This window comes from Pseudoflavitalea rhizosphaerae, assembly GCF_003991355.1.
GTDB classification, from domain to species: domain Bacteria; phylum Bacteroidota; class Bacteroidia; order Chitinophagales; family Chitinophagaceae; genus Pseudobacter; species Pseudobacter rhizosphaerae.
This window is the reverse complement of sequence record NZ_RCSU01000001.1, coordinates 432,523-448,205: the sequence shown is the minus strand read 5'-3', so window position 1 is coordinate 448,205 and position 15,683 is coordinate 432,523. Positions and strand designations below refer to the sequence as shown.

The window sequence follows — 15,683 nt, the reverse complement described above, 5'->3', positions numbered from 1 at the left end:
GTTGTATGAAACATTTGTTGAAAAAAATGATCGGCGCGCTCTGCCTGTTCCTGCTGGCAATGTCTGTACAAGGCCAGCAGCCTGTATTCCAGCAGGTAGGGCCGGGTGTGTGGAAAGCCGTGATAGGTAAGCCTGAAGCCTATGATCTTCTCAAAGCATCCGGTTCAGCTCCTAACAAGGCTGCACTTGCAAAATTGGAAAAAGCAAATTTCCCTTTACCGCTTTCTAAGATCAACGCTACTGTGCGTGATGGAAAAACCTATCTCCGTTTTCCGCTCGCCAGAAAGGAACAACTCTTTGGTTTCGGCTTGAATTTCCAGACCGTTCACCAGCGCGGCAAGATCCTGCAATTGCATGTGGACCATTTCGGTGGAAAGGACAATGGACGTAATCATGCGCCCACACCGTTCTATGTTTCCGGTAACGGTTATGGCGTTTTCATCAACAGCGCCCGCTACCTCACGGTATATGCAGGTTCCGGCGTGCGAAAAGACAGTAAGAATTTTCCCGAGGCGCGTGATAGGAATACAGATAAGAGCTGGCAGGCGCGTCCATACTCCGATGCCGTAGAGATACTGGTGCCTGCGGCAGGTGTTGAAGTTTATGTTTTCGGCGGACCCAATGCCATCGATGCCGTGCGCCGATTCAATTTATTCAATGGCGGAGGTTGTCTGCCTCCAAGATGGGGACTTGGTTTCACCCAACGCGTTCAAAGGCTCTACAATGAAAAAGATGTAAAAAAGGAAGCGGATGAATTTGAAGCGAAAGGTTATCCCCTTGATTTTATCGGACTGGAACCGGGATGGCAGAGCAAATCCTATCCCTGTACCTTCGAATGGGATAGTACACGCTTCCCGCGTCCCGCACAGTTTGTAGCCGATATGCGCAAACAGCATATCCGCGTGAACCTCTGGCTCAATCCATATGTAAGCCCGGAAGCAAGTATTTATAAAGCGATTCGACCATATACCGGTTCGCATACCGTTTGGGTAGGAGCTGTGCCCGACCTCAATACACAGCAAGGCAGGAGCATTCTCTTCAATCAACTCAAAAAAGATCAGGTAGACATTGGCGTTAGTGGTTATAAGATAGATGAAGTGGATGGCTATGATCATTACCTCTGGCCGGATGTTGCCACCTTCCCTTCAGGCATTGCAGCAGAACAGCAAAGGCAGACCTATGGACTCCTCATGCAGCGCTACAGCACTGAGATGTACAAAAAGAAAAATGAAAGAACATTCGGACTGGTGCGTGCTTCCAACGGTGGCGGCGCTTCCTTCCCTTATGTAATCTATAACGATTATTACAACCATGAGGATTTTATCACAGCCCTTATCAACAGCGGCTTTGCCGGTGTGCTCTGGACGCCGGAAGTGCGCGCCAGCAAAACCGGAGAAGAATGGCTGCGCAGGTTTCAGACGGTAGTGTTCTCGCCCATGGCCATGATCAATGCCTGGGCCAGCGGCACCAAACCCTGGTCTTACCCTGAAGTGGCGGAACAGGTGAAAACCTACGCTACACTGCGCATGCAGATGATGCCTTACTGGTATTCGGAATTTGCCCGTTATCATTTTGAAGGTACACCCGTGTTCCGCGCCATGAACCTGGAAGAAGGATTTACACAGGAGATCAAAGAGGAAAAAATAGATTATAACCTCGAGCATAACCCTTACGCTGAAGCGCTTTCCAAAGAATGTAAGGACCAGTATATGGCAGGTGAATACCTGCTGGTAGCGCCGCTCTTTGCCGGACAGACCACCCGCAAAGTGATCCTGCCACGCGGCAAATGGTATGATTTTTACACCGGGGATTTCGTGGGAGATGGTGAAGTGATCACCGTTTCTCCGGGGCTTGACAAGATCCCGGTATTTGTGAAAGATGGTGGCATCATTCCCATGATGCCTGCTCGTTTGCATGCACCGGCTAAAGGAGAAGTGGTGAATATCGAAGTAAGACATTACGGTACCAAACCCGGCAGTTACAAACTCTATGACGATGATGGCGAAACCTTCAATTATGAAAAAGGCGATTATTCCTGGAGAACCATCAGCATTCAAAAGAATGGAAAAGGAGAACTGTCCGGTTCCATCACCGCTGCAGAAAAAGGTAAGCCCAATACCATCGGCAAAGTGAGTTTCACATTTATGACAAAGCCTTTCAATGCAGCTGATCTCAAACATAAAGTCATCGAAACACTGCGTGAACAAGTGATCCGTGAGGCCGACAAAGCCCTGGATGAAAAGCCCGTTACCGTTACAGCATCCCGCTCTCCGCGAAGCGCAGGCGGACCACATGATTTTTTTTCTGAAGGGGATTACTGGTGGCCGAATGAAAAATTCCCGGATAGCCCATATATTCAGAAAGATGGTATGACCAACCCGGATAATTTCACCGCGCACCGTCATGCCATGATCCGTCTCAGCAGGCTGGTAGGCTCACTCGCTTCTGCCTGGCTGATCACAGGGAAACAGGCTTACCGTCAACAAGCTTTGCTGCATTGCAAAGCCTGGTTTGTGGATACTGCCACCCGCATGAACCCCAACTTATTGTTTGCACAAGCTATCAAAGGGCGTGTAACCGGACGCGGCATCGGCATCATAGATACCATCCAGTTGATGGAAGTGGTGCAGGCGCTGATGCGCATGGATACTGTAGCCGGTGCAGACCGGGAACTGATCAACCAGATCAGGGAATGGTTCGAAGCTTACCTGCAATGGCTCACCACGCATCAATATGGTAAAGATGAAATGAATGCCGCCAATAACCACGGCACATGCTGGGTAATGCAGGTTGCTGCATTTGCCCGCTTTACCAATAACCAGCAATTATTGGATTTCTGTTCTGAAAGATATAAAACAGTACTGCTGCCCAACCAGATGGCTACCGATGGCAGCTTTCCACTGGAACTGAAACGAACTAAACCTTATGGATATTCGCTTTTTAACCTCGATGCCATGACCATGACCTGCGAAATCCTCAGCACAGATAAAAACGATCTCTGGAACTATACAACCGCTGATGGCCGCAATATCAAAAAAAGCATTGAATACATGTATCCTTACATTGCCGATAAAAGCAAATGGCCTTTCAAACAGGATGTAATGTACTGGAATGAATGGCCTGTTGCGCAGCCTGCACTGCTTTTTGGGGCACAGTCTTTCAGTAAAGCCGACTGGTTCAAGACCTGGCGCCTGTTGGATCATGCGCCTGCTGTGGATGAAGTGGTCCGTAACCTTCCTGTACGTAACCCGGTAATCTGGTTGAACTGATGAAGAAATTATTATCCATAGCTGCGATCATGGCCACCACCACCATCACTGCACAAACAGCAGGAGATGAGGATGCCGAAATGTTCAATCGCGCAAAGGCCCGCGATCAGAAAGCCATCGAAGAAGCCAGGACAGGCTGGTGGGCGGAAAGCATGAAGACCCATGATCAACGTATTGCCTGGTGGCAGGAAGCGCGCTTCGGCATGTTCATTCACTGGGGCGTTTATTCATTACCGGCAGGAGAGTGGGAAGGTCATAAAGTGAGCGGCTATGCCGAACACCTTATGCGCAAGGAAAAGATCACACGCGCTGATTATCTTCAATTGGCCCATCGTTTCAATCCTTCATTGTTCAACGCGGCAGAATGGGTGAAACAGGCGCAGGATGCCGGAATGAAATACCTCATCATCACTGCCAAGCACCATGATGGATTCGCGATGTATGATTCCAGGATCAGTGATTTCAACATCACACAACAAACGCCCTTTAAACGCGATCCCATGGCCGAACTGGCCGCCGCCTGCGAAAAAGAAGGACTTAAATTCGGATTCTATTACTCACATGCTTTCGATTGGGAACATCCCGATGCCCCGGGCAACGACTGGGAGTACAATAATCCCGGTGGCGATAAACTTCTCCACGGCGGCAGCCACTGGTTTGATGTGCATCCTGAATTATTACCAAAAGCACAGCAATACGTTGATCGAAAAGCGATCCCGCAGATCAAAGAACTGCTGACGAAATACCATCCTGATATTCTCTGGTTCGATACGCCGCATAAATTGCCGCTCTCTGAAAATATCCGCATCCTCAAAGCTATCCGCGAAACTGATCCCAATGTGGTAGTGAATGGAAGACTGGTTCGCGCCGCGGGCGCCGAACTGGGAGATTATAAGAACACGGCTGATCGCCCGGCAGAATTCTTTCCTGTTTCCGGCAACTGGGAAGCAATACCCACCACCAATGAATCTTATGGTTACCATCAATTTGACAGTTCACATAAACCTGCATCTCATTTCATCAGATTGCTGGCCAGCGCAGCAAGCCGCGGAGGCAACCTGCTGATGAATATCGGACCGAAGGGTGATGGTGCTTTCGATTCCAAAGATCAAAACATTTTGGAAGGAATTGGAAAATGGATGAAGGTGAACGGGGCTTCCATTTATGGAACCGCCGCCTCTCCATTGCCTCTGCAGAACTGGGGCGTGATCACGCAAAAACAGAACAAGCTCTATTTGCATGTATTCAACTGGCCTGCTGACAAAACACTATACCTCGGCGGTTTCAAAGGAAACATCAGCAAAGCGTACCTGCTGAGCGATGCCTCAAAAAAATCATTATCGTTCCGGTTGAAAAACAAACTGCTTCGCATCAGTCTGCCTGCTACTGCACCAGATACAACGGATGCAGTGATTGTACTGGAAACAAATGGAAAAGTAGAAGACGAAAGGGGATATTATCTTGCTCCAAACGTTGCGGTTTCGAGGCTCCTGGCCTTCGATGCAAGACAGGAAGGCAAAGGATTTAAGTTTGGTGATGGAAAAAAAGACAAATATTATGTTGAGGGATGGAAAGAAAAAGACCAGGCCCTTCTTTGGGATATCACCAGTTCAGAAAAATCATCTTACAAAATTCTCCTGAAGTATATTGCAGGGAAAGGCAGTTACCTGTTGACGCTGGGTAAATCCATTTTCGAAAAAGAGGTCAGTGAAAAGAATGGGATCGTAACGGAGGAAATTGGGACCGTCACCATTCAGCCCGGATGGCATCAGCTCAGGATCAGCCCGAAACAGCTCCCGGGAAATGAGCTGATGAAATTACTGGAAGTACAACTGATAAAAGTAACACAATAAATCCCGAACCATGAAGCATGTTAGTAGCCTGGTTGTTTTCTGTATCCTTTGCCTTACAATGCAGGCGCAGCAGATCGATCTTCCCAAAGTAATTGGCGATGCCGAAAAACAAACGGAAGTGATGCTCAAAGAAGCCGCAGCAGCCAGGAAAGTAAAACCCGAACTGGTTTCTCCGAGGACCCTGGAAAACGGACATCTGAAAATGGTGGCGAGCCGCGACTGGACCAGTGGCTTCTTCCCCGGCGTACTCTGGTTCCTTTATGAGTACACCGGCAAACCTGAGTGGAAAGAAAAAGCCCATGCATATACCGCCTTCATTGAAAAGGAAAAACAGAATGCCGGTACACATGATATGGGATTCAAAGTGTATTGCTCATTTGGAACAGGCTACCGCCTCACCAGCGATCCCAAATACAGGGCAGTGATCATGGAGTCGGCCCGCACGCTGGCCAGCCGCTTCAATCCAACAGTTGGCTGTCTCCGTTCCTGGGACCATAGTAAGGACAAGTGGGACTTCCCCGTGATCATCGATAATATGATGAACCTGGAACTGCTCTTCGCCGCCACGGAACTGAGCGGCGATTCAGCTTATTACAGGATTGCCGTTTCTCATGCCAATACTACCATGAAGAACCATTTCCGTCCGGATTACAGTTCTTATCACGTAGTGGCCTATGATTCACTTACAGGAAAAGTGGAAAAGAAACAAACGCACCAGGGGTATAGTCATGAATCCGCCTGGAGCCGCGGACAGGCATGGGCGTTATACGGATACACCATGTGTTATCGATTTACAAGGGATAAAAGATACCTCCAACAAGCCGAGCATGTAGCGAAATTCATCCTGGACCATCCGAGGCTGCCGAAAGATAAAGTGCCTTATTATGATTTCGATGCACCCGGTATTCCCAAAGAGCCACGTGACGCATCAGCGGCAGCCTGCATTGCATCCGGCTTGTACGAGCTGGCGCAATACAGCAAGAACGCCGCTGTGTATACTGCCGCCGCCAATACGATGGTGGAAAGTTTGACCAGATCCTATCGTTCACCCATAGGCGAGAATAAAGGATTTCTCCTTTTGCACAGCACAGGTTCCAAACCCGGCAACAGTGAAATAGATGTGCCATTGAGCTATGCAGATTATTATTACATGGAAGCATTGCTCCGCAGCAAACATATGCACGATAAAATGTTTGCATTGCCCAAGCCTGTATTGAAATTGCCAGCCATCATAGCCAGTAATATGGTATTGCAGCAACAGGCCAATACGCCGATCTGGGGAAGTGCTGCTCCCAACGCGGTCATTACAGTTCAGACCAGCTGGAATATGAAAAAGTATACCACCCGCGCCGATGCAAAAGGCAACTGGAAACTGGTGGTGTCCACTCCCAAAGCCGGCGGACCTTACAGCATTACTATCAGTGATGGTAAACCGGTTATTCTGAAGAATGTAATGATCGGCGAAGTATGGCTTTGCTCCGGTCAGTCGAATATGGAAATGCCGGTGAAAGGGTTCAGGAACCAACCGGTCCTGGGTGCTGAAGAAACCATCCTGGAAGGAAAGAACAATAATATCCGTCTCTTCCGTGTGGAAAGAACTACTGCGCTCGAACCTGTTAAGGATGTTACTGCTGAATGGGAAACATCGTCACCAAAAGGCGTGAGGGATTTCAGTGCCGTGGGATATGGTTTTGCAAAGATCCTGCAGCAGCAGCTGGGCGTTCCCGTTGGCATCATCCAGGCTACCTGGGGCGGAACGCCGATCCAGGGCTGGATGAGTGAAAGCAATCTGAAAGAATTTCCTGAATCGCCGATGCCTGCGCATCGTACGGTGATCAATAAGAACCATCCTGAAGTTCTGTACAATGGTATGATCCATCCTCTGATCGGATTTGCCATCAAAGGCGTGCTCTGGTACCAGGGTGAGACTAACAGGGCCGAATATGCGCTCTATGAAAGATTGATGCCTTCGATGGTCCGGCACTGGCGTGCGCAATGGGGAAATGAATGGGCCTTCTATTATGTGCAGCTTGCTCCCTATAAATATCCCAGCTATGCGGCGGAAGCTCCCTATATGCGCGAAGCGCAGGAAAAGGCCGGAGCGCAGATCCCCAATTCAGGCATGGCTGTTTGCATGGACGCCGGTGATTCCCTTACTATACATCCTGCCAATAAAACCGTGGTGAGCCGCAGGCTTGCGTACCTGGCGCTGGGTAAGACCTATGGCGTGGAAGGGATCAATTATCTGAATCCATCATTCAAATCCATGAAGCTGGTGAACGATACCGTTCGTATAGCATTCAACAATGCGTCCAATGGTTTTACAACTTATGGAAAAGAACTGAATGGCTTTGAACTCGCAGGCGATGACCGGATATTTTATCCTGCCAAAGCATGGATCACCAATGATGGTGTATATGCAATCAGCGAACGGGTGAAAAAACCTGTTGCAGTACGTTACGCATTTAAGGATTATGTAATTACTAACCTCTACAATACAGATGGATTGCCCGTTGCGCCGTTCAGGACAGACAACTGGCAACCCGCAGGTACAAAATAAAAGCTACGTGTTAGCATACCTGTGAAGGTAAGTTTTTCGCAGTCAGCAATCATTCAACCAGTGGCTGTTCCCGTTCCCGGGAGCAGCCCTTTTTTTCTGCTAATAAAGCTTAATACGTGGTTAATCCCCTGCTACCGGGGCCTCATATAATTGTGTTAGTTACATCCTGAACCAGCTCCATTAAATCCGGAAAATTGATTGCGCTCATGAGGCACGTTTTTTTATTGCTTGCTGTACTGTTCCAGGGTATGATCTCACATGCCCGTCAGCATGATTTTATCATCACAGATTATGGCGCCAAACCTGATGGCGTTACACTCAATTCCTCTTTTATCCAGGCTGCTATTGATGCCTGTGCTGTCAAAGGTGGCGGCAAAGTGATAGTGCCCGCCGGTAAATTTCTTACAGGCACCATTGCCCTGAAAAGCAATGTGACACTGGTTTTGCAAAAGGATTCATTCATTGTTGGCAGTACCAATGTAAACGATTACCAAAACCTGGACCCTTTCACAGACGGATTGGGTGTGGATGTCGGTTATGCATTGGTGGTGGCTGTTGATCAGCAGCATATCGGCATCGAAGGTGAAGGATCTATCGATGGGCAGGGTAAGCAATTAAAGGAAATACAGATCGCCACAGATAAACGTCCTGAGGGAGAGCGCTGGGGCAGGAGACCATTCCTGCTTCGCGTGGTGCGATGCAGTGATGTGAAAGTGCAGGGCGTGAAATTGTTGTTCGCGGCAGCCTGGACTTCTCATTATTTTCAATGTAAACGATTGCACATCGAGGATGTAAAGATCATTTCACACGGGGTTGCGCACAACGATGGAATGGATATCGATGGCTGCCAGCAAGTGACCATCACCAACTGTGATATCGAGAGCGGCGATGATGCCCTCTGCTTCAAAACAACAAGCAGCACCATGGCCTGCAGGGATATTGTGGTGTCAAACATGCGACTGAAAAGCGGACATGGCGCCATCAAAATGGGTACGGAATCCATGGCGCCTTTCGAGAATATAAAAATCTCCAATTGCCATATTTACAACACCAACAACGGCGGCATCAAATTGCTGACAGTTGACGGAGCCCATCTCCGCAATATCGAGATCAGCGATATCACCATGGTGAATGTAAAAACGCCGGTACTCCTGCGGCTGGGATCGAGGCTTAGTGTATTCCGGAAAGGGAAGGATACACAACAACCGACAGGCACATTCGAAAACGTGATCATCCGCAATGTAAAGGCGGAAGCTTCCGCCGATGCACAATTGAAACCGCCATCAGGGATCCTCATCACAGGAGTGCCGGGGCATTATATCACCAATGTTACCCTGGAGAATATTTCCATCCGCCTGGCCGGTGGCGGCAATGCTGTAAATGCAAGACAGGTAGTGCCGGAAGCGATAGACAAATACCCGGAAGTGAAAACATTCGGCCCGCTCGTTCCGGCTTATGGCATCTGGGCCCGTCATGTAAAAGGATTGAAACTGAAGAATGTTTCGTTTACACTTGACAGTAATGATGTACGTCCTGCTTTCATTTGTGAAGACGGCGAAGACATCACCGTAACCAACTGGGATATTCCTGCCACCACCGGCGCTGAAGCCGTTATCAGGCTGGAAAAAGTGAAAAGTGCAAATATCCGCAACAATACGGTAAAGGGTAAAGCGGCCGCCTTTGTGCGCGTGGAAGGCTCCGATGGCTCCCATATCAAAGTAAAAAAGAACCGGCTCCATGGAATTGAGCCAGCCCGATATATTCACCATCAATGATTGCTGTATGCACAAAAATTTCACAAATCAACAACGCGATGCTCCGCCATAGCGGACCATCCCTGCACTATGCAGAAAGAGATTGCCAAAAACTATTGATCCAGTAAAAACTTGCCAATTTTATGAATTTTAAAAATCTTATTCCAAACGGAATGAAGGGGCGCCAACTGTTGAGTTGCAGCCTCTCATTTGCCTGTGTATTGTTGGCTCTGCTGCTTTGGCAGCCAGTTACGGCACAGGATGCTGCGCCGGTAACAGTCAAAGGATTTGTTACCAATGAGCGCGGCGAACCTCTCCTGGGCGTTACTATCCAGGGGGCGGGAAAGTCCGTTCAATCCGGCGCTGACGGGGCTTTCTCCCTCGAAGTGCCTGTCGGCTCCGTAATCAGTTTTTCTTATGCAGGATACGCAGATCAGAAGATCACTGCCCGCAAAGGTCAAAACAATCTGAATATCCGTTTACTCAACAAAAAAGACCTGGATGAAGTGGTGGTAGTAGGATATGGAACGAGAAGAAGGTCCGAAGTCACCGGCTCTATGGTCTCCGTTACCGAACAATCGATCCGTGACATTCCTACTCCCAACCTCGCTTCGGCTATGCAAGGCCGTGCGGCAGGTGTGGATATTCAAAAAGTGAATGGTAACAGCAAGCCCGGCGCCGGTGTTTCCATTCTCATCCGCGGTTCCCGCTCCGTCCGTGCCGGGAATGATCCGCTTATTGTTGTGGATGGCATTCCCTTCAGCGGGAATTTCAATGATATTAACCCGGATGATGTTACGTCCGTGGAGATCCTGAAAGATGCGTCCGCCACTGCTATCTACGGTTCACGTGGCGCCAATGGCGTGATCCTTGTGAGCACCAGGCGCGGAAAAGCCGGTAAAGCAGTGATCACCTATAGCGGCTATGGCGGTACAGTGAAGCCGCTCGGCAAATACAAAATGATGGATGCAAAGGAGTTTTTCGAATTCAAGAAATGGGCTTATTATAATGGAAGGTTTGTAAGTGGTAACAACAGGAGATACACGGGTCCGGATGATCCGGCCATCCTCGCCAATGAATTTAGCGCAGAAGAACTGGAAAGCATTGAGAAAGGTTTTTCAACAGACTGGCAGGACCTGGTGTACAAGGACGGCTTTATTACAGACCATCAACTGGGCGTATCTGGTGGATCTGAATCCACGCAATATGCATTGTCTGGTGGGTACTACAAGGAAACCGGCGTATACCCCGGGCAGGCATTCGAGCGCTACTCACTTAAACTGAGTATCGATCATCAACTCAGTAAAATGTTCAAGATCGGCCTGAGCTCCTTGAATACTTTCGCCACCACAAATGGAGAAAGTTTCAATCCCATGGCCCAGGCGCTCCGGGCTTCCCCGATGGTTTCACCTTATGATGCAGAAGGCAAGCTCCGCAATGATTTTGTGCCGGGCAGCGCTTCACAGGTATGGAACCCATTGGCGGACTTCCTGCCGGGAGCAAAAGAAGAAAGGAAAAAAAGGAACAGCTCTTTCAATACTTTTTATGTGGATGTGAACCTGGGTAAGTGGGTCAGCGGATTGAAATACCGCTTCAATGCAGGCGCCGAATTACGTTCAGAGAACTATGGTTACTTCTACGCCAGCAAAACTACCAACAATATGGGGGCGCCCTCCACTTCACGGAACAGGAACAGCCAGTTGACCAACTGGACGCTGGAGCATTTGCTGAACTACGACCGCACTTTTGCCGATAAACATAAGATCAGCCTTACCGGCCTTTTCAGCGTGCAGGAACAAAAGAACCAGTCCAGTACTTTCAACAACAATGATATCCTGAATGATGCATTGGAATATTTCAATCCCGAATACGGTTCCAATCTTACAGGCTCCGGGAATTATGAAAAATGGGCGTTGGTGTCTTATATGGGACGCTTGAATTATAATTTTGATGAAAGGTACATGCTCACCGCCACCATGCGTACAGACGGTTCTTCCAGGCTCGCTCCGGGAAATAAATACAAAACCTTTCCATCAGGGGCCGTTGCATGGAATATACACAATGAGTCATGGTTCAATGTAAATCCCATCAGTAACCTGCGCCTTCGCGCTTCCTATGGAGAAGTGGGCAATGCTTCCATCAGCCCTTATCAGACATTGGCCAGGCTCAGTCCTTTCAGGATGAATTTTGGGGAAGAGACCACCACCGGCGTTTACCTCACCAATGTAGCCAATGCAGATCTTAGTTGGGAATACACTGCAACAACGGAGATAGGTCTTGATTTCGGACTGCTCAATAACCGGATCACAGGTACATTCGGCGTGTACAAACAACAAACGCGCGACCTCCTGCTGCCGCAAACGCTTCCGTATACCTCCGGTATCCAGAATGTAGCACTGGCCAACGTGGGCGCAACAGAGAATAAAGGGATCGAACTTCAGGTGAGCGCCGCCATCTTTGTTCCGAAAACAAGGAACGAATTCGGATGGACCATCGATGCCAATGCTTTCATCAACCGGGGAAAGATCACCAAACTCAGTGAAGGCGTTGAAGAAGATATCAGCAATAACTGGTTTGTTGGACAGCCCATCGGTGTAATATTCGACAAAGTGAAGGACGGCATCTGGCAGAACACCAAAGAGGATACTGCCCTGGCACAGCAATACAAACAAACATTGACCGGATCCGGTTCCGTCATTGGCACTATCCGTTTCCTTGATATCAACAATGATGGAAAAATGGATAATGATGATCGCGTGATCATCGGTTCCAGCCAACCTAAATGGCAGGGAGGCTTCACCAACCGGTTTACATACCGCGGCTTTGACCTCACCGTGGCGGCATTTGCCAGGGTGGGCAGTATATTCAGGAGCTCACTCACCGGCGGCGGTTTTGCCAATACTTACCAGGGAACTTATAATAATGTAAAGACACGCTTCTGGACGCCAGATAATCATGAGAACGAGTTTCCGAAGCCGAATGCAGACAGGACCAATACGCAAAACAACAGCCTGATGGGTATTTTCGATGGCACCTACCTGAAGATCCGGACTATCAGCCTTGGTTATACGCTTCCGCCCAATATGCTTAGAAAGCTGGGTGTGAGAAACCTGAAGTTCTATACCACGGTAGAAAACCCATTCATCTTTTTTTCGCCATTTGTTGACCATCCTTACGGTGGCCTTGATCCCGAAACCGGAGGCGATGCGGACAGCCCTTCCACCGGTGGACAGTTGAATGTGGATACTCCTCCGAACTGGAAACTGATTTTTGGTCTTAGCCTGTCATTCTAATTCAACTCAAAATGTTTGTTCGTATGAAAAAATATATTATCTGCGGCTGCCTCCTGGTGAACCTGCTGGGTAGCGCCTGTAATAAGATGCTGGAAGAAGACCCCAAGTCGATTCTCACGCCCGAGTTTTTGAAAACTGAGAATGGCGTAAAGAAAGGGCTTGATGCAGCATATGGCGGCACCCGCTATGTCTGGGGCAGCCAGGACCTCTTTGTGCTGCTGGCTGGCGGCACCGATGAGTTCGTCAAGGGTGTTGACGGAAATACCGATCTCAATAGTTATACCAGTAACTTCACGCCCGGTCAGGGTAATGGTAACCAGGTTTGGTTGCAATGTTACCGGTGGATCAATGCCTGTAACGGTATCATCGAAAATGCCCCGCTAACGGATATGGACGATGCGGAAAAGAACCAGATCGTCGGAGAAGCCAAATTCCTGCGCGCCTGCTACTATTCAACATTGGTGCAATTCTTCCGCGATGTAACGCTGAACACTACGTATATCACCAACTCGGTAACAACGGCCAAACGTAACAGCCTGGCTGAAGTATTGGAACAGCTTATCCAGGACCTTAAAGATGCCATTGCCGTTCTGCCGGCAGGTCCCAAAACCGGCGGCCTGCTGCCCGGAAAAGCCAATGCAGCGGCGGCTCGCCACCTGCTGGGAAGAATGTACCTGTTCCGCGCTTCCACTCCCGCGGCAGTGTCTACCGATAACGAAGACGCCTATCAGACGCTGAAGGACCTGATTGATGACCGCAATGCTGCAGGCATCAGCCTTCTTCCTGATTTTGGAGATGTATTCAAAGAAGGAAATGAAGCCAATGATGAAGTGCTCTTTGCCGTACAACATACCAGCAACTATGCGTTCAACGGCCCCAATAACAGTACCGTTGGAGATAATATCATGAACCATATGTTCATCGGACAGTACGATAAGCGCCTTACCATGGTCAGGAGTATGGATTATGGCCGCCCGTATATCCGCGTAGTGCCTACTTTCTGGCTCACCGATACCGTTTTCAAGGAAAGAGTGAATGATACCAGGTATGATAAAACCTTCCAGACTGTATGGTATGCCAACTCGAACAACGAAGGGGACTACGACAAGTTCGCATGGCCCAACCCGGTACCTCCCGGCGCTCCCGCAGATGCGGTTCCCGGAGGCCGCAGGATCAAAAAGAAAGGTGACACTTCCATCTACATGCCGGGCATACCTGTGACGGCCGCACAACGCGCTGCTGCTCCTTATTTGTTATATGGCAATAAAGACTGGAACAATACCCTGGCGCCAACAGTGAAAAAATATTTCGATAACAAACGCGCTGACCTGAATCACCAGTCGGTTCGCCCATTGATCGTTTGGCGCTTTGCGGAGACCTACCTGCTCGCCGCTGAAGCCGCCATCGCTACCAGCCGTCCGCAGGAAGCGGCAGACTTCATCAATGTGGTCAGGAGAAGGGCAGCATGGCCAACCGGGGATGCCAATGCAATGGAAATAGATGCCGCAGACGCTACCCTGGACTTCTTGCTGGATGAACGTTCGCGTGAATTATTGGGAGAAAATACACGGTGGTGGGACCTCGTGCGTACCGGAACGCTCCTCAGCAGGGTAAGGGCCCATAACAAAGATGCAGGCCCTAATATCCAGGACAAGCATATCCTTCGTCCTATACCTCAAAATCAGATCGACAATACAAGAGGGGAGAAATACAATAACAGCATCTACTTCCCCGACTGGAACTAATGAATAGACTAAATATGATGTGTATGCGAAAAAGTATTTCTAAATACCTGCTGATCACCTTCCTGAGCGCTTGTTCCATTTTCAATGTATGTGCCCAGGGTAAAGAAGGTACAGATCTGAAGAATTGGCCAAAGGGAAGTTCTCCCAAAGAGATCGGAAAGAAACTGGCTGAACTGTTTGTAGTAACGCCCCATCCGAACTTTGGCAGGACCACGCCACCTAAGCGGATCACCTACCCGGAGATCTGCGCCTGGTATGGTTCCCTCACATTCGCGAAAGCAAGCAGGGATAAGGCGCTCACCAAAAAACTGGCAGTTCGCTTCGAGCCTTTATTTGGAAAGGAGGACACGCTTGTGCCCTTGCCGGACCATGTGGACCATACCGTGTTCGGCGCTGTGCCGCTTGAACTGTACATGCAAACCAAAGAGCCGCGGTACCTCACCATGGGTAAGCATTTCGCAGACAAACAGTGGGGGCCGCCCGAAGGGTTCCGGGTGAAGCCGGAGAGCCATGTTTACCATGCAAAAGGGCTCACCTGGCAAACACGTATGTGGATCGACGATATGTTCATGATCACGGCTGTTCAAAGCCAGGCATATCGCGCTACCGGTGATAAAGTTTATATCGAAAGGGCCGCAAGGGAAATGGTAGTATACCTGGATTCTCTGCAAAAGCCCAATGGCCTTTTCTATCATGCACCGGATGTGCCCTTCTACTGGAGCCGCGGCAACGGATGGATGGCTGTGGGCATGGCGGAATTGTTACGTTCCTTGCCGAAAGACAATCCCAACCGCGAGCGCATCATGCAGGGTTACAAGACCATGATGGCTTCCCTTCTCAAATACCAGGCTCCCAATGGGACCTGGAGGCAATTGATAGACGGGGAAGACTCCTGGAATGAAACTTCCGGAACAGGTATGTTCGCTTTTGCGATGATCACCGGCGTGAAGGAAGGCTGGCTCTCAGACCCTGCCTATAAGGTCGCTGCACGCAAAGCCTGGCTGGGACTTGTAAGCTATCTGAACGAAAAAGGTGAGATCACCGAAGTGTGCGAAGGCACCAATAAGAAGAACGACCGTCAATACTATCTGGACCGTAAAAGGATCACAGGCGATATGCACGGACAGGCGCCAGTTCTCTGGTGTGCTACGGCATTGCTCAGATAGGATTTATTGGAAAACATAACATGCAGCTTGTCAGAAACTTAGC

The 15,683-nt window shown here is 49.2% G+C and carries 7 protein-coding genes; all 7 read left to right on the top strand.

Annotated elements, in window-relative coordinates:
* Nucleotides 1-5: 5 nt before the first annotated feature.
* The 7 genes from D9Y29_RS26735 (at nt 6) to D9Y29_RS01635 (ending at nt 15,640) form a co-directional block, all read left to right on the top strand.
* Nucleotides 6-3,269 carry an alginate lyase family protein gene (locus tag D9Y29_RS26735; RefSeq protein WP_241237825.1) on the top strand — a complete coding sequence of 1,088 codons (3,264 nt, stop codon included), beginning with the start codon at nt 6-8 and terminating at the stop codon, nt 3,267-3,269.
* On the top strand, nt 3,269-5,122 hold the full coding sequence (locus D9Y29_RS01660; protein WP_127124693.1) for an alpha-L-fucosidase: 1,854 nt from the start codon (nt 3,269-3,271) through the stop codon (nt 5,120-5,122). The genes D9Y29_RS26735 and D9Y29_RS01660 overlap by 1 nt, the downstream gene beginning before the upstream one ends.
* 10 nt (nt 5,123-5,132) lie before the next feature.
* Nucleotides 5,133-7,682 (top strand): sialate O-acetylesterase, encoded by a 2,550-nt coding sequence (locus D9Y29_RS01655; protein WP_127124692.1) that lies wholly within the window; start codon nt 5,133-5,135, stop codon nt 7,680-7,682.
* 206 nt (nt 7,683-7,888) lie between these two features.
* Entirely contained in the window at nt 7,889-9,457 is a 1,569-nt protein-coding gene (locus tag D9Y29_RS01650) for a glycoside hydrolase family 28 protein (RefSeq protein WP_127124691.1), read from the top strand.
* Nucleotides 9,458-9,579: 122 nt separating this feature from the next.
* Complete coding sequence (locus D9Y29_RS01645) at nt 9,580-12,729, top strand: SusC/RagA family TonB-linked outer membrane protein (RefSeq protein ID WP_127124690.1); 3,150 nt, start codon at nt 9,580-9,582, stop codon at nt 12,727-12,729.
* A 23-nt stretch (nt 12,730-12,752) separates the two neighbouring features.
* Complete coding sequence (locus D9Y29_RS01640) at nt 12,753-14,474, top strand: RagB/SusD family nutrient uptake outer membrane protein (protein ID WP_127124689.1); 1,722 nt, start codon at nt 12,753-12,755, stop codon at nt 14,472-14,474.
* Between the two features lie 23 nt (nt 14,475-14,497).
* Nucleotides 14,498-15,640 carry a glycoside hydrolase family 88/105 protein gene (locus D9Y29_RS01635; RefSeq protein ID WP_127124688.1) on the top strand — a complete coding sequence of 381 codons (1,143 nt, stop codon included), beginning with the start codon at nt 14,498-14,500 and terminating at the stop codon, nt 15,638-15,640.
* Nucleotides 15,641-15,683 lie beyond the last annotated feature (43 nt).